Source organism: Sphingomonas sp. PP-CC-3A-396 (assembly GCF_004343105.1).
Taxonomy (GTDB): Bacteria; Pseudomonadota; Alphaproteobacteria; order Sphingomonadales; family Sphingomonadaceae; genus Sphingomonas.
On the sequence record NZ_SLYF01000001.1, the window covers coordinates 706,943 to 721,279 of the forward strand.

Sequence of the window (14,337 nt, forward strand, 5' to 3'; positions counted from 1 at the left end):
TCACGGCAAAGGCGCCGCAATCCTTCGATCTTCCCCAGCCGGGGGGGAGGATCATATGTCAGCCCCCTCACCCGCCCTCCCGACGATGCAGGTTGTCTTCGGCGGTGATTGGTTTGCAAAGGTTGTTTTCGAGCCTCTCGCTTTGCGCTAGTCGGAGGCATGGCATCGACGATCTCCTGCGACGTCGCGATCGTTGGCGCGGGTTTGGCCGGCGGGATGATCGCGCTGGCGCTCAAGGCCAAGCATCCTGCGCTCGACGTACGACTGATCGACTCCGCGCAGGTCGTTGGCGGCAATCACCTCTGGTCGTTCTTCGGCAGCGACGTGGCGCAAGGAGATCGCTGGATCGTCGCCCCGCTCGTCGTGCATGCGTGGCAGGGCTACGACGTGCGCTTTCCAGCGCATGCGCGGACGATCGACGAGACCTATTATTCGATCGAGAGCGAGCGGCTCGACCGCGAGGTCCGCCGGGTGCTCCCTGCGCATGCGCTGATGCTCGGGCGGAAGGTGTCGGGGGCGAGTGCAACCGCGGTGGTGCTGGCGGATGGCGACCGGATCGAAGCCACCGGCGTGATCGACGCGCGCGGACCCGGCGACCTGTCGCTGCTCGATCTCGCATGGCAGAAGTTCCTCGGGCGCGAAATCGCGTTGAGCGCGCCGCACGAGGCGCCAAAGCCAATGGTGATGGACGCGACCATTCCGCAGATCGACGGGTATCGCTTCGTCTATTGCCTGCCGTTCAGCGCGGACCGGATGTTCGTCGAGGACACCTATTATAGCGACACGCCCGATCTCGATATCCCGGTGCTGGGCGATCGGATTGACGCGTATGTCACGGCGCGCGGCTGGTCGGTCGACAACGTCGTTCGCGAAGAGTCCGGCGTGCTGCCGGTCGCGATGGGCGGCGATTTCGAGGCCTATTGGCGCTCGGGCGGCGCGCATGTCGCCAAAGCTGGCATGCGCGCAGGGATGTTCCACCCGACCACCGGGTATTCGCTGCCCGACGCGGTGCGGACCGCGTCGATGCTGGCGGGGCGCAATGATTTCTCAGGAGCGAAACTCCACGACGCGACGCATGCGATGGCGCGCGCGACGTGGAAGTCGCGCGGCTTCTACCGGATGCTCGACACGATGTTGTTCCGCGCGGCGGAACCAGAGGAACGCTACCGCATCCTCGAGCGCTTCTACCGCCTCTCACCATCGCTCATCGGCCGTTTCTATGCCGGACGTTCGACCCTTGCCGACAAGGCGCGCGTTCTGACCGGCAAGCCCCCCGTCCCCATCGTGCGCGCCGTCCGCGCCATCGCAGGCAGTATGTCATCATGAAGACCGCAATCGTCATCGGCGCAGGATTTGGTGGGCTGGCGCTCGCGATCCGGCTGCAATCCGCGGGCGTGCAGACGACGATCGTCGAATCGCGCGATAAACCGGGCGGACGCGGCTATTATTGGGAGCGCGACGGCTTTACGTTCGATGCGGGGCCGACGGTGATCACCGATCCGGATTGCCTGCGCGAATTGTGGGCGCTGACCGGGCGCGACATGAGCGAGGACGTGACGCTCGATCCGGTGCTGCCGTTCTACCGGTTGAACTGGCCCGACGGGACGAACTTCGACTATACCAACGACGACACGCTGATGCGGTCGGAGATCGAGCGGCTGCATCCGGGCGACTGGGAAGGCTATCTGAAGTTCCTCGATTACTCCGCCGGGGTGTTTCACGAGGGCTATGAAAAGCTCGGCCATGTCGCGTTTCTCGACTTCGGGTCGATGATCAAGGCGGCGCCGGCGCTGGCGAAATATCAGGCGTGGCGGTCGGTCTATTCGATCGTGTCGAGCTTCGTGAAGTCGGAGAAATTGCGCGAGGCTTTGTCGTTCCATACGCTGCTGGTCGGCGGCAACCCGATGACGACGAGCGCGATCTATGCGCTGATCCACAAGCTGGAGCGCGACGGCGGGGTGTGGTTCGCACGTGGCGGGACCAACCGGCTGGTGGCGGCGCTGGTGACTCAGTTCGAGCGGTTGGGCGGCGTGCTGCGGCTCGACGATCCGGTGACGTCGATCGAGACTCTGGGCGACCGCGCGACCGGTGTGACGACGGCGAGCGGCTGGTCCGCGCAGGCGGATGCGATCGCGGCGAACAGCGACATCATGCACACGTACCGCGACCTGCTGGCGACGTCGCGCAGTGCCAAGCGGAAGACGGGGTCGCTCGAACGGAAGAAATATTCGCCGTCGCTGTTCGTGGTGCATTTCGGGATCAAGGGCACGTGGCCGGGTATCCCGCACCACATGATCCTGTTCGGGCCGCGCTATAAGGGGCTGCTCGAGGACATTTACGACCACGGCGTGCTGAGCGAAGATTTCTCGCTGTACCTGCATCATCCGACGGTGACCGATCCGTCTCTGGCACCCGAGGGGCATTCGACCTTCTATGCGTTGGCGCCGGTGCCGCATCTGGGCAAGTTCCCGGTCGACTGGGACGAGATCGCGCCGATCCTGGAGAAGCGCATCCTCGACGAGATCGGGCGGCGGTTGATCCCGGACATCCATGAGCGGATCGTGACGAAGTTCTCGTACGCGCCGAAGGATTTCGCGCAGGATCTGAACGCGCATCTGGGTAGCGCGTTCTCGCTGGAGCCGGTGCTGACGCAGAGCGCGTATTTCCGGGTGCATAATCGCGACGAGCATATTCCGAATTTGTACTTCGTGGGCGCCGGGACGCATCCGGGGGCTGGGATTCCGGGGGTTGTCGGGAGTGCGAAGGCGACTGCTCGGTTGATGCTTGAGGGCGAGAAGTAAGAAATTTGTTCGCGCAGAGGCGCGGAGGCGCGGAGATTGTTGCATCCGGTTTTTCGGTCGGCAGACACAACTATCTGTTCGTCGAAGGTGATCGGGCAGTTGCTGCGCGACCAGCGCTACATCTCCGCGCCTCTGCGCCTCTGCGCGAACAAAATCTTCCCTTGCCGCACCCTGCGCGCATCCCCTAGCGAGGCAGGATGAAGAGACTTGCTGTGTATTGCGGGTCGGCGACGCCGGCTGATCCTGTCTATATCGAGGGCGCTCGGGCGCTGGGGCTCGCGTTTGCCACGCGGGGGATTGGCCTCGTTTATGGCGGTGGGCGGACCGGGCTGATGGGCGCGATCGCGGATGCCGCGCTGGAGGGCGGTGGCGAGGTTATCGGCGTTATTCCTCAGGCGCTGGTGGATGCGGAGGTTGCGCATCGCGGGCTGACCGAGTTGCATGTCGTGACCGGCATGCATCAGCGCAAGCAGATGTTTACCGATCTCAGCGACGGGTTCGTGACGATTCCGGGCGGGACCGGGACGATGGACGAGCTTTGGGAAGCGCTGAGCTGGGCGCAGCTTGGCTATCATGCGGATCCGGTCGGGTTGCTGAATACCGCGGGCTATTACGATCACCTGATCGCGTTCTGGGAGAAGATGGGTGAGGTTGGTTTCCTGCGGCCGCAGCACCGGGATCTGCTGATTGTGGCGGATACGCTGGATGTGCTGCTCGACCGGATGGCCGCCCACGTGCCGACGCGGCCGATCGTGCGGATGAACGCGTCGGATTTGTGAAGTTGACGGCTCGCTCCAGCACCTGCCGCCACCCCAAAGCCCGCCGCCACCCCGGCGGAGGCCGGGGCCTAGTTAGAAAGGTCGAGGTAACGACGCGCAACGTCTGCCAAGTCTTGTCCCCCAACTGGGCCCCGGCCTTCGCCGGGGTGGAGTCTGTAAGGGTGGTAGCGTTGGGGGGTAGGTCGTGACCCCCCCCCTCCCCTCGCGCGAAGCGATCGTTGCTACCGCGCATGAATCGATCGCGCGCGGGTCGAAGAGTTTTGCCGCCGCCAGCCTGTTGTTCGACAAGCCGACGCGCGAGCGGGCGTGGCTGCTTTATGCGTGGTGCAGGAGGTGCGACGATATCGCGGATGGGCAGGATCATGGCCACGGGATGACCGTGGTCGACGACGCGCCGGCCCGACTGGTGCAGTTGTCGGCGATGACCGAGCAGGCTTTAGCAGGCGAAGTCGTCGGTGAGCCGGCGTTCGATGCGCTGCGGATATTCGCCGCCGAAACCCGGCTGCCGAAGCGGTTCGCGCGCGATCTGGTCGAGGGGTTTGCGCTCGATGCGCGCGAGTGGCGGCCGCGGTCGGAGAACGACCTCTACAAATATTGCTACCATGTCGCGGGCGTCGTCGGATGCATGATGGCGATCGCGATGGGCGTCGATCCCGACGACGAGGACACGCTCGATCGCGCATGCGACCTGGGGATGGCGTTCCAGCTCGCCAACATCGCGCGTGATGTCGAGGAGGATGACCGCGTCGGGCGGTGCTATCTGCCCGAGGACTGGCTGGTCGAGATGGACTTTCCGCCGGGCCAGCACATGAAGCCGCCGTTCCGGTCGCGGCTTGCGCTGTTGACGCAGCGAATGGCGGATCGGGCCGCTGCGTTCGAGGCTAGTGCGCGGGAGGGGACGCCGGCGCTGTCGTTTCGATCGGCCTGGGCGGTGCTGTCGGCGGCGGGGATCTATGGGGCGATCGGGCGGACCGTGGCGGCTCGGCGCGAGCATGCGTGGGATCACCGGGTGACCACGTCAGGGATGCAAAAACTGGGGTTTATCGCCAAGGCGGCGCGAGAGGCCGCGCGGCGGGAGACCCTGTATCCGCGGGCTCCGAGGGATGCTCGGTTGTGGACGCGACCTAGGTGATCACTGCCGGCTAGTTTGTTCTCCCGCGAAGGCGGGAGTCCAGTCGGGGTCCCCCGCCTTCGCGGGGAAACAGTCTAGCCCTGCGACTTCGCCTTGCCGGTCTTTGCCATCAACTGGCCCTGCGCACGGCAATTCGCGCCGATCATCGGGTAGGGAACATCGGTGTTTCGCGCCAGCTGGTCGGGCAGCGCCGCGCGGCACTGCGCCATCGTTTCGTAGCGCGACGGGATCACGCGGGCCTCGGTGCAGTTCACATTGCCGTCGCCGCAACCCATGATCGCCATGACGTAGAACAGCGGTTCCATTTCACTCTCCGGTTGCGGGCCCAATTACGAGCGTGCCGTTGCGGCAGGACGTATCGATAAAAGCGACGAAGTGGCAGGATTGTTCCCCCAACTGCTTTCACCGGGGCTTGACTGCGCCTACATCGCGTCGATCCATGCCCCCTGATACCTACACCTCCACCCGCGCGGACCAGCCGTTGCTGCCGACTCTCCGCCGCTTCCTGCCGTTTCTGTGGCCGGCGGGGCAGCCCAAGCTGAAGGCGCGGATCGTCGTCGCGATGCTGCTCGTGATCGCGTCGAAGCTCATCCAGGTCTTTGGCGCAGCGTTTACGCTGAAATACGCGGTTGACCGGATGGCGGGGAACGATCGCGGGGCGCTGACGCTCGTCGTGTTGCTGGTGGTCGGGTATGCGGCGTCGCGGTTCGGGACGACGTTGTTCGACAATCTGCGCAACGCGGTGTTCGAGCGCGTCGGGCAGGACGCGTCGCGGCGGCTGGCGGCGCAGGTGTTTCGCCATCTCCATGCGCTGAGCCTCGATTTTCACCTGTCCAGGCGGACGGGTGCGGTCACCAAGGTGGTCGAGCGCGGCACCAAGAGCATCGATACGATGTTGTATTTTCTGCTGTTCAACATCGCGCCCACGGTGTTCGAACTGGTGCTGGTGCTCGGGCTGTTCTGGACCAAGTTCGGCTGGCCGCTGGTCGTCGCGACTGTGGTGATGGTGGTCGGCTACATCCTTTTCACGCGGATGGTGACCGACTGGCGCAATGCGCTGCGGGCGCGGATGAACGACCTCGATACCGGCGCCGTCGCGCATGCGGTGGATTCGCTGCTGAACTTCGAGACGGTGAAGTATTTCGGCGCGGAGGAGCGCGAGGCGCGGCGCTACGACAGCGCGATCACGGCGTATTCCGAGGCTGCGGTGAAGAGCGAGAATTCGCTCGCGTGGCTGAACCTCGGCCAGGCGCTGATCACCAATGTGATGCTGGCGGGCGGCATGGGCTTCGTCGTGTGGCGGTGGAGCCGCGGCGAGGCGTCGGCGGGCGACGTGGTGTTTGTGTCGACGCTGCTGGCGCAGCTGTTCCGGCCGCTTGACCTGCTGGGGATGGTGTATCGCACGATCCGGCAGGGGGCGCTCGACATGGCGGCGATGTTCGATCTGATCGATACGCCCGCGACCGTGGTGGATGCGCCGGGTGCTCCTGCGCTGGCGGTGAGCGCGGGGCATGTGCGGTTCGAGGGGGTGTCGTTCGGGTATGACGCGGGGCGGCCGATCCTTCGCGACCTGGAACTGGACGTGCCGGCGGGATCGACGCTGGCCGTGGTCGGGCCGTCGGGTGCGGGCAAGTCGACGCTCGCGCGGTTGCTCTACCGGTTTTACGACCTGACGGGCGGGCGGATTACCGTCGACGGGCAGGATATTGCGCAGGTTCGGCAGGCGTCTTTGCGGGCTGCGATCGGGATTGTGCCGCAGGATACGGTGCTGTTCAACGACACGATCGGGTACAATATCGCGTACGGGCGTGAGGGCGCGGAGATGCCCGAGGTCGAGGTTGCCGCGAAGGGGGCGGCGATCTCGGGGTTCATCGAGCGCCAGCCGCTGGGGTATGAGACGCGGGTGGGCGAGCGTGGGTTGAAGCTGTCGGGTGGCGAGAAACAGCGCGTGGCGATCGCGCGGACGTTGTTGAAGAACCCGCCGATCTTGATCCTGGACGAGGCTACCTCGGCGCTGGATAGCCGGACCGAGGCGGAGATCCTCGACACGCTGGAGGCGATCGAGCGGGGGCGGACGACGATCGTGATCGCGCACCGGCTGTCGACGGTGGTGCATGCGGACCAGATCGTCGTGCTGGAGGCGGGGCGGATCGTCGAGAAGGGGACGCACGCGGACCTACTGCGGGACGGCGGCGTGTATGCGGAGATGTGGAACCGACAGGCGCAGGAGCGGGCTGGTGATGACGATGGGGCGTTGGCGGCGGAGTAGGTTTTGATCCCTGTCGGATAGCAGGCGGGCTCAGTCGCAGGTCAGGCGAATTTGTTTTGCCGGTTTGTCGAAGATAATGCTGGAACAGCGTACGAGCAGGTCGGCGCCGATCGACAGGCGGTCGCGGCCGGATTTCTTGCCCTTGGCTGTGATGACGATTTCATCCGGGTCGATAGGCTCTGCGGCGTCGGCGATTCCGGCGGTCGAGCCGTAATCGGCGGTGCGGACGCCAAGCGTGGCGAACTGGAGGGGTCCGACGGTCAGCGGACGCGCGAGCGTCATGGTGCGGACCGGGCGTTCGATCCCGAACGCAATTTCGACCATGTCGACTGTGCCTTGGAGCGTGCCGCCCTGCGCTGCGGCGATCCGGGCGGCGGCACTGGCGGTGGCGAGCGTGCGCGCGTGATAGGGGTCGAAGCGGACGCGTAAAGGCTGGCCGCCGAGATCTATCACGGCGTAGCGTTCGCCCCAGCCGCTCGCGAGACCGCCCTGGTCGGTCATCGACAGCGTCACGGTGCGTTCGCCGATGATTGGTGCACGCAAGACGAAGCGAACGACGTCTTCGGGAACACCGGCAGGGCCGACGACGCCATCTGCGGTGGGGGTGTAGGCGCGCGCGGTCCAGCCGATGCGGTGCTTGAACGGGCCGGTACCAAGGTCGATCTGGGCGACCCCGGTCTTGCCGTAGACGTGCTCGGCGCCGATCGCGTAGTCGAAACCGAAACCGATCATCCCCGATTTCAGTCTGGCGCGTTCGGCAGAGGCGGTGGTGACCAGAGGCATCGCGGTGCCCGAGGGGTCGATGCGAATGCGGCCCGCGACGCCGGTAATGGTCGCGTTGATGATCCCGTCACCCTTGACGATACGTTCGTGGGCGGGGGTCGCCGCGTCGGTAAGCGCAGATAGCGCGAGGATCGCGGCCAGTGCCGAGCGTGTGCGTATCATGAAGCCCCCGTTCGATGCCAAGGATGGGCGAACAGCCGGGCTGGGGCAATACGGGCGCAGTGCGTGATCGGACGGATCTCGACCGATTGGACGTTACCCCGCGCGGGTGCGGCGCCAGTAGAAGAAGGAATAGAGGATCGGCGTCGCGACGGTCACAAGCATGAGGGCGACGACGAACGCGGTGCGGGTTTCGCTGTGCAGCGGCAGCACCGCGACCAGGATCAGCGCGAGGCCCGACGCCAGCATGATCCGGCCGCCATAGCGGTGCGTGGCGATCCAGTTGTCCGGGTCCATGATCGCCCAGGGCGTGCGGATGCCGACGAAGAAGCCCGGGCGCGACTTGGGCAGGACGTTGCCGAGCATCACGAACAGCGCGCCGATCCCGACGAGCATCGTCGTGGGCGGTAGCGCGAGACCGAAGGCGGGTGCGGCGACCATCGCCTCGACGAGGATCATGATGCCGAGCAGCCCGACCCAGCCGGTGCGATAGAGCGGCGCGGATTGCTCGAGCTCGTCCTGCATCGGTTCGATCGAGGGCAGCGCTGCCATCATCAGCGATATTGCGATCGTGAGCGCGGCCGGCATGAACAACGCGGTGCCGGCGTTGGCGAAGCGATCGGGGAGACCGTCGGGCCCCCAGTGCGTCGGGAGTTGCGTACCGGCGGGCAATCTACCCAGCGCGACGGCCGCGACGATCGCGAGACCGACGGTGGTCAGTGCCGAGGCTATGATCAGGTTTCGGTAGCGCATGTGTCCCCCTTTTCGTGTGCGTCGCCGACACGGAGCCGGCCCATGAAACCCATCACCACCTCCTCTATCACCGACAGGTCGAGTGTGTAGACGATCGACGTGCCGCGGTTCTCGGCCTGGATCAGGCCCGCCGCCTTCAGCTTGGCGAAGTGGTTCGACATGGTCGGTTTCGACACCGCGAATGCATCCGCGAGCGCGCCCGCGGTCATCGCGCCGCCTTTGAGCAGCTCGAGAATGCGGCGGCGCGTTGGGTGCGCGAGGGCGTCGAAGACCAAGTCCATGGGAGGTTTATATTAGGACACAGGCTAATTAGCAATATGGCTAATTATTATATCGCAGCGCACAGGTCTAGGACCTCCCCGGCGGAGGCCGGAGTCCAGTTGGGAGCGGCTGATGAGGGGAGACATCGCGTCGTCACTTCCACCTTGCCAACTGGGCCCCGGCCTCCCCCGGGGTGGTGAATTCTTGGCTGGGGCGATGCCCAATCCCGGTTCCCCCATCGCGATAACACCCCCACTATCCTCGACATCGCCCCTAGGATCGCTACCTAGGCGGCAATGGCACTCGACCCCCTTCCCGATCTCCAGCGCATCTTTGGTTTTCCCGATTTCCGCGGGGTGCAGCGCGATGTCGTCGATCGGGTGCTTGCGGGGCAGCGGACGCTGGCGGTGATGCCGACCGGCGCGGGGAAGTCGCTGTGTTACCAGTTGCCGGCGACGATGCTGGAGGGGACGTGCGTGGTCGTGTCGCCGCTGATCGCGTTGATGCATGACCAATTGCGCGCGGCGACAGCGGTTGGGATCAAGGCGGCGACTTTGACGAGCGTCGATACGAACCGCGAGGAGACTATCGCGCGGTTTCGGGCGGGCGACCTGGACCTGCTGTATGTCGCGCCGGAGCGGGCTTCGAACGAGAGTTTTCGCAACCTGCTGAGCCAGGCCAAACTGTCGCTCTTCGCAATCGACGAAGCCCACTGCGTGAGTGAGTGGGGGCATGATTTCCGACCGGACTACCGGCTGCTTCGGCCTTTGCTCGACAGTTTTCCGGATGTGCCGCGCCTCGCGCTGACCGCAACGGCGGATGCGCATACGCGCGCGGATATTCTCGAGCAGCTGGGGATCTCGCAGGAGGGGCTGATCGTGTCGGGGTTCGACCGGCCGAACATCCGCTATGCGATTTCGGGGCGTGACAACGTCAATCGGCAGATCGCGGATATCCTGGAGAAGATCCCGGGGCCGGGGATCGTCTACGCGCAGACGCGGGCGGCGACCGAGAAGCTGGCCGAGGCGCTGGGGCGGAGCGGGCGGCCGACGCGGGCGTATCATGCCGGGCTCGATCCGCAGGTGCGCGCGAAGAACCAGGCGGATTTCGTCGCGAGCGAGGACATGGTGATCTGTGCCACGGTCGCGTTCGGGATGGGGATAGACAAGCCCGACGTGCGGTTCGTGGCGCATGCCGGGCTGCCGAAGTCGATCGAGGCCTATTATCAGGAGACGGGGCGCGCGGGGCGTGATGGCGATCCGGCGATCGCGCATCTGTTCTGGGGCGCGGAGGATTTCGCGCGCGCTCGGCAGCGGATCGGCGAGGTCGAGCCCGAGCGGCAGGCGGGCGAGCGGCAGCGGCTGACGGCGATGGGCGGGCTGGTCGAGACGGCGGGATGTCGGCGGCGTATCCTGCTCAAGCATTTCGGCGAGGAGCGGCTCGAGGATTGCGGGAATTGCGACAATTGCCTCGGCAACGTCGATGCGGTCGATGCGACCGAGACCGCGCGGAAATTCCTGTCGGCGGTGTTCCGGACCGGGCAGATGTACGGCGTGGGGTATATCGAAGGCATCCTCACCGGCGTTTCGTCGGAACGGAGCCTGATGAACGGGCATGAGGGGCTGTCGGTGTACGGGATCGTCGATGGCGACGAGGTGGCATTGCTGAAGCCGGTGTCGCGGGCGCTGATGCTGAAGGATGCGTTGCGGACCAATCCGCATGGGGGCCTCGAGTTCGGGCCGGCGGCGAAGGCTATCCTCAAGGGCGAGGCGGCGGTGTCGATCGTCGTGCCGCCCAAGCGCGAGCGGCGGCGGAAGGGTGCGGTTGGCGCCGTGCCGAACCCGGTCGACGATCCGCTGTTCGAGGCGTTGCGCGTGCGGCGGCGCGATCTGGCGAAGGAAGCGGGCGTTCCACCGTATGTCATCTTCCACGATTCGGTGTTGCGTGACATTGCGCGGCAGCGGCCATCGTCGCGCGCCGAGCTGAGCCTGTTATCAGGCATTGGCGCGCGGAAGCTCGACGCCTATGGGGATGCCTTCCTCCAGGTGATCCGCGAGTCCGCATGATACGGCATATAAACGAAAGTATTTCGGTCGCGCCACAGATCGCGGTCGAGCAAGTTGCGGACATCGCTGCGGCGGGGTTCAAGACGATCGTCAACAACCGGCCCGACGACGAGGATGCGGGGCAGCCTTCGGGCGACGCGATCCGCGCGGCGGCGGAAGCGGCCGGGCTGAAATACGTCTCGATCCCGGTGACGCATGCGGGGTTCTCGCATCCGCAGATCGACGCGATGACGCAGGCGCTGACGGATTCGGACGGGCCTGTGCTGGCCTATTGCCGGTCGGGGACGCGGAGCTGCAATTTGTGGGCACTGGCGGCGGCGAAGGCTGGGCGGAACCCGAACCTGCTGCTCGCGCAGGCCGAGGACGCCGGGTATGACCTGCGCGGTATCCGACCGATGCTGGACGCGCTCGCAGGGCCGCGATGACACCTGCGATCGTCGGCGGCATCGTGGCCGTCGTTGTGGTGCTGCTCGCCAGCCTGGGCTGGGTAGCCGTTCGGATGCGGCGGGTCGTTAAGATCGAGACTCCCGAAGAGGCGGCGGACGCGGCGCAGGCGCAGCTTGCCGGTTTTGCGGTGGCGGGTGCTGTCGTGGGGGCGGATGGCCAGGGGGCGCTGGCGATTGCGGATGACGGGCGCGTTGCTGCAGTGAAGCGGATTGGCAAGCGGCTGGCGGTGCGCGAGGTATCTTGGCGGACGGTGCGCGCGACCCGCGAGGGGATTCTGGTGGAGACGGGGGACAAGGCGCTGGGGGCGGTGATGCTGGCGCAGGTCGACGTGCTGGATATCCGCCGGTTGGCGCCGAAGAGCGTTCGGGTTTAGCCGCGCGTTTTGCTGGGTCGCGGTTTACGCGCCCTGGCCCCTCTACCGCCCCGCTGCCCCTCCCCGTTCGTCCTGAGTAGCTGCTGAGCTTGTCGAAGCGGCGTATCGAAGGAGGGGTTGGCGCGCGGAACCCATGCTTCGATACGCGCCCTCGATACGCTCCTGACGGAGCTACTCGGTCGCTACTCAGCACGAACGGGTGGGGGTGTTTGCGCTGGTCGTATCGGGGCTCCGGCACCACCCCGGCGAAGGCCGGGCCCCAATTAGGGGACGGCGATAACGACGGACTTTCCCTCGTTACATCGACCTTGCCAATTGGGCCCCGGCCTTCGCCGGGGGGTACCAGCGCTTAGGACATGAGGGACGACCGATGCGGGGAGACCGCGATCTTCTGCTCCCCTTCCGCTTGCGGGAGGGGTCGGGGGAGGGGTTAGCCTCATGGACCGGACGCCAGTACGTACGTCGGCCCCTCCCCTAACCCCTCCCGCAAGCGGGAGGGGAATTGAACCGCCGTTGCTCTGCTTGGTCCTGGGCTCCCGCGTTCGCGGGAGAACATGGTGGGTGTCCTTACCCCCCTCACACTCGATCGAAGTACCACTTCGATCGACATAAAAAATGGCCCGGTGTGTTGCCACACCGAGCCAAGGTTGTCCGCAGGAGGAACGTCGTGGGTGCGAGCTCGGTCGGCCCGCTACCGAACTAGTCGTAGGCGCGTTCGCCGTGCTCGCCGAGATCGAGGCCTTCGCGCTCGACTTCTTCGGAGACCCGCAAGCCGGTCAGCGCCTTGGCGATGTAGATCGCGATCACGGTGCCGATCGCCGCCCAGACAATCGTGGTCGCAACAGCAGCGATCTGGACGAACAACTGGTGGCCCATGTCGAAATCGGGCTTGCCGGGGCCGCCGAACGCTGGCGAATAGACGATGCCGGTGCCGATCGCGCCGATCATGCCGCCGATGCCGTGGATGCCGAACGCGTCGAGCGCATCGTCATAGCCGAGCTTCGGCTTGAGGACCGTCACCGCGTAGTAACATACCACCGAGGCGACCGCGCCGAGGATGATCGCACCGAACGGGCCCGAATTGCCGGCCGCAGGGGTGACCGCGACGAGGCCGGCGATGATGCCCGAGCAGAAGCCGAGTGCCGAGCCCTTGTGGCCGTTGACGCGCTCGATCAGCATCCAGGCGAGCCCCGCCGAGGCGGTGGCGACGAAGGTGTTGAGCATCGCTAGCCCGGCCGAGCCATTAGCCTCAAGGGCCGAGCCGGCGTTGAAGCCGAACCAGCCGACCCAGAGCAGCCCGGTGCCGATGCCGGTCATCGTCAGCGAATGCGGCGCCATGCGATCGGTGGGATAGCCGATCCGCTTGCCGAGGATCAGCGCCGCGACCAGCGCCGAGACACCGGCGTTGATGTGGACGACGGTGCCACCGGCGAAATCGAGCGCGCCCATCTTGAAGAACTTGCCGCCCGATGCCCACACCATGTGCGCGACCGGGAAGTACACGATCGTCAGCCAGACGATGGCGAACACCATCACGGCCGAGAACTTCATCCGCTCGACCACCGAGCCGAGCACGAGCGCGACGGTGATCGCGGCGAACGTCATCTGGAAGCAGATGAAGACATATTCGGGGATCGCGACGCCTGCGGTGAAGGTGGCCGCGGTGGAGTCGGGCGTGATGCCGCGGAGCAGCGCCTTGCCGAAGCCCGAGATATACTCGCCGCCGCCGTCGCCGAACGCCATCGTGTAGCCGTACATCACCCACAACAGCATCGCGAGACACGCGACCGCGCCGATCTGCGTCATCGTCGACAGCATGTTCTTCGACCGGGTGAGACCGCCGTAGAACAGCGCGAGGCCGGGGACGATCATCATCAACACCAGCAGCGTCGACGTCATCATCCAGGCGGTGTCGCCCTTGTTCACGGTCGCGACAGGCGCGGCAGCAGCCTGAGCCCAAGCCGGGGCGGCAGCGATCATCGCCGCTCCAAGTCCCAGAGCCGCGACGGCGGCCTTTTTCATGTCATGCTTCATCATGTCCCCCCTCAGAGCGCTGAATCGTCGGTTTCGCCGGTGCGGATCCGCACTGCCTGGCCGACGTCGAGCACGAAGATCTTGCCGTCGCCGATCGCGCCGGTGTTCGCCGATGCCTGGATCGCCTCGACCACGCGGTCGGACAGGCTGGCGGCGCAGACCACCTCGATCTTGATCTTCGGCACCATGTTGGTGCTGTACTCGGCCCCCCGATAGATCTCGGTCTGGCCCTTTTGACGGCCAAACCCCTTGACCTCGGTGACCGTCATGCCCGCCACGCCGATCGTGGTGAGCGCTTCGCGCACCTCGTCGAGCTTGAACGGCTTGATGATGGCAATGACGAGTTTCATCGCGCCCCTTCCCCTTGTTACGGAAGGGGCCTCGCAATGTGCGTGCCAGTTGCGGTGTGGAGGGGTGAGGTGTGCTTGCGGGGGCGCGCAGAAGGGAATTGGCGGTTAAAACTTGTGCAGTGCGGTGCGG

Annotated in this window: 14 protein-coding genes; 8 read left to right on the forward strand and 6 right to left on the reverse strand. The window is 65.7% G+C overall.

The genetic code is table 11. From position 1 onward, the window contains the following. The first annotated feature begins 159 nt into the window (after positions 1-159). The 4 genes from crtY to C8J40_RS03245 all read left to right on the forward strand — a co-directional run bounded on the left by crtY (position 160) and on the right by C8J40_RS03245 (position 4,712). On the forward strand, positions 160-1,326 hold the full coding sequence (gene crtY, locus C8J40_RS03230; protein WP_132895732.1) for a lycopene beta-cyclase CrtY: 1,167 nt from the start codon (positions 160-162) through the stop codon (positions 1,324-1,326). Next, positions 1,323-2,801, forward strand: a complete 1,479-nt coding sequence (locus tag C8J40_RS03235; RefSeq protein ID WP_132895733.1) for a phytoene desaturase — start codon at positions 1,323-1,325, stop codon at positions 2,799-2,801. Before crtY ends, C8J40_RS03235 begins: the two co-directional genes overlap by 4 nt. A 197-nt stretch (positions 2,802-2,998) precedes the next feature. Then, a complete protein-coding gene (locus C8J40_RS03240) occupies positions 2,999-3,580 on the forward strand; it encodes a TIGR00730 family Rossman fold protein (RefSeq protein WP_132895734.1) in 582 nt (193 codons plus the stop codon). A gap of 184 nt (positions 3,581-3,764) precedes the next feature. Then, positions 3,765-4,712, forward strand: coding sequence for a phytoene/squalene synthase family protein (locus C8J40_RS03245; protein ID WP_132895735.1), 948 nt, complete (start codon positions 3,765-3,767; stop codon positions 4,710-4,712). 74 nt (positions 4,713-4,786) lie between these two features. Here the strand turns inward: C8J40_RS03245 and C8J40_RS03250 are convergent, their stop codons facing one another. Next, entirely contained in the window at positions 4,787-5,017 is a 231-nt protein-coding gene (locus tag C8J40_RS03250) for a hypothetical protein (protein ID WP_132895736.1), read from the reverse strand. A 134-nt stretch (positions 5,018-5,151) separates the two neighbouring features. Here C8J40_RS03250 and C8J40_RS03255 point away from each other — a divergent pair, with 134 nt between their 5' ends. Beyond that, on the forward strand, positions 5,152-6,981 hold the full coding sequence (locus C8J40_RS03255) for an ABC transporter ATP-binding protein/permease (RefSeq protein ID WP_132895737.1): 1,830 nt from the start codon (positions 5,152-5,154) through the stop codon (positions 6,979-6,981). A 30-nt stretch (positions 6,982-7,011) separates the two neighbouring features. Here C8J40_RS03255 and C8J40_RS03260 read toward each other — a convergent pair whose 3' ends face one another. The 3 genes from C8J40_RS03260 to C8J40_RS03270 all read right to left on the reverse strand — a co-directional run bounded on the left by C8J40_RS03260 (position 7,012) and on the right by C8J40_RS03270 (position 8,957). Next, positions 7,012-7,926, reverse strand: a complete 915-nt coding sequence (locus C8J40_RS03260) for a hypothetical protein (RefSeq protein WP_132895738.1) — start codon at positions 7,924-7,926, stop codon at positions 7,012-7,014. Between the two features lie 93 nt (positions 7,927-8,019). Beyond that, positions 8,020-8,676, reverse strand: coding sequence for an SdpI family protein (locus tag C8J40_RS03265; RefSeq protein WP_132895739.1), 657 nt, complete (start codon positions 8,674-8,676; stop codon positions 8,020-8,022). Continuing rightward, the gene (locus tag C8J40_RS03270; protein WP_132895740.1) at positions 8,658-8,957 is read right to left on the reverse strand and encodes a metalloregulator ArsR/SmtB family transcription factor; all 300 of its coding nucleotides are present in this window, start codon (positions 8,955-8,957) and stop codon (positions 8,658-8,660) included. Before C8J40_RS03270 ends, C8J40_RS03265 begins: the two co-directional genes overlap by 19 nt. A 276-nt stretch (positions 8,958-9,233) precedes the next feature. Between C8J40_RS03270 and recQ the strand changes: the two genes are divergently transcribed. From recQ to C8J40_RS03285, 3 genes are read left to right on the forward strand one after another with little or no spacing between them, the layout of a single operon-like run. Beyond that, positions 9,234-11,003, forward strand: a complete 1,770-nt coding sequence (gene recQ, locus C8J40_RS03275; protein ID WP_132895741.1) for a DNA helicase RecQ — start codon at positions 9,234-9,236, stop codon at positions 11,001-11,003. Continuing rightward, positions 11,000-11,428, forward strand: a complete 429-nt coding sequence (locus C8J40_RS03280; protein ID WP_132895742.1) for a TIGR01244 family sulfur transferase — start codon at positions 11,000-11,002, stop codon at positions 11,426-11,428. The genes recQ and C8J40_RS03280 overlap by 4 nt, the downstream gene beginning before the upstream one ends. Further along, positions 11,425-11,823, forward strand: coding sequence for a hypothetical protein (locus C8J40_RS03285; protein WP_132895743.1), 399 nt, complete (start codon positions 11,425-11,427; stop codon positions 11,821-11,823). The genes C8J40_RS03280 and C8J40_RS03285 overlap by 4 nt, the downstream gene beginning before the upstream one ends. A gap of 699 nt (positions 11,824-12,522) precedes the next feature. Here C8J40_RS03285 and C8J40_RS03290 read toward each other — a convergent pair. Together C8J40_RS03290 and C8J40_RS03295 are read right to left on the reverse strand one after the other, a co-directional pair. Continuing rightward, positions 12,523-13,857: an ammonium transporter gene (locus tag C8J40_RS03290; RefSeq protein ID WP_207901141.1), complete on the reverse strand. Its 1,335-nt coding sequence runs from the start codon at positions 13,855-13,857 to the stop codon at positions 12,523-12,525. An 11-nt stretch (positions 13,858-13,868) separates the two neighbouring features. Beyond that, positions 13,869-14,207: a P-II family nitrogen regulator gene (locus tag C8J40_RS03295; protein WP_056053652.1), complete on the reverse strand. Its 339-nt coding sequence runs from the start codon at positions 14,205-14,207 to the stop codon at positions 13,869-13,871. Positions 14,208-14,337: the final 130 nt, after the last annotated feature.

Bases quoted from the DNA above. Each gene is read 5' to 3' on its own strand.
- C8J40_RS03240 (WP_132895734.1), top strand. From the start codon at position 2,999: ATGAAGAGACTTGCTGTGTATTGCGGGTCGGCGACGCCGGCTGATCCT.
- C8J40_RS03265 (WP_132895739.1), bottom strand. From the start codon at position 8,676: ATGCGCTACCGAAACCTGATCATAGCCTCGGCACTGACCACCGTCGGT.
- crtY (WP_132895732.1), top strand. From the start codon at position 160: ATGGCATCGACGATCTCCTGCGACGTCGCGATCGTTGGCGCGGGTTTG.
- C8J40_RS03290 (WP_207901141.1), bottom strand. From the start codon at position 13,857: ATGAAGCATGACATGAAAAAGGCCGCCGTCGCGGCTCTGGGACTTGGA.
- C8J40_RS03260 (WP_132895738.1), bottom strand. From the start codon at position 7,926: ATGATACGCACACGCTCGGCACTGGCCGCGATCCTCGCGCTATCTGCG.
- C8J40_RS03285 (WP_132895743.1), top strand. From the start codon at position 11,425: ATGACACCTGCGATCGTCGGCGGCATCGTGGCCGTCGTTGTGGTGCTG.
- C8J40_RS03280 (WP_132895742.1), top strand. From the start codon at position 11,000: ATGATACGGCATATAAACGAAAGTATTTCGGTCGCGCCACAGATCGCG.
- C8J40_RS03255 (WP_132895737.1), top strand. From the start codon at position 5,152: ATGCCCCCTGATACCTACACCTCCACCCGCGCGGACCAGCCGTTGCTG.
- recQ (WP_132895741.1), top strand. From the start codon at position 9,234: ATGGCACTCGACCCCCTTCCCGATCTCCAGCGCATCTTTGGTTTTCCC.
- C8J40_RS03295 (WP_056053652.1), bottom strand. From the start codon at position 14,207: ATGAAACTCGTCATTGCCATCATCAAGCCGTTCAAGCTCGACGAGGTG.
- C8J40_RS03250 (WP_132895736.1), bottom strand. From the start codon at position 5,017: ATGGAACCGCTGTTCTACGTCATGGCGATCATGGGTTGCGGCGACGGC.
- C8J40_RS03235 (WP_132895733.1), top strand. From the start codon at position 1,323: ATGAAGACCGCAATCGTCATCGGCGCAGGATTTGGTGGGCTGGCGCTC.
- C8J40_RS03270 (WP_132895740.1), bottom strand. From the start codon at position 8,957: ATGGACTTGGTCTTCGACGCCCTCGCGCACCCAACGCGCCGCCGCATT.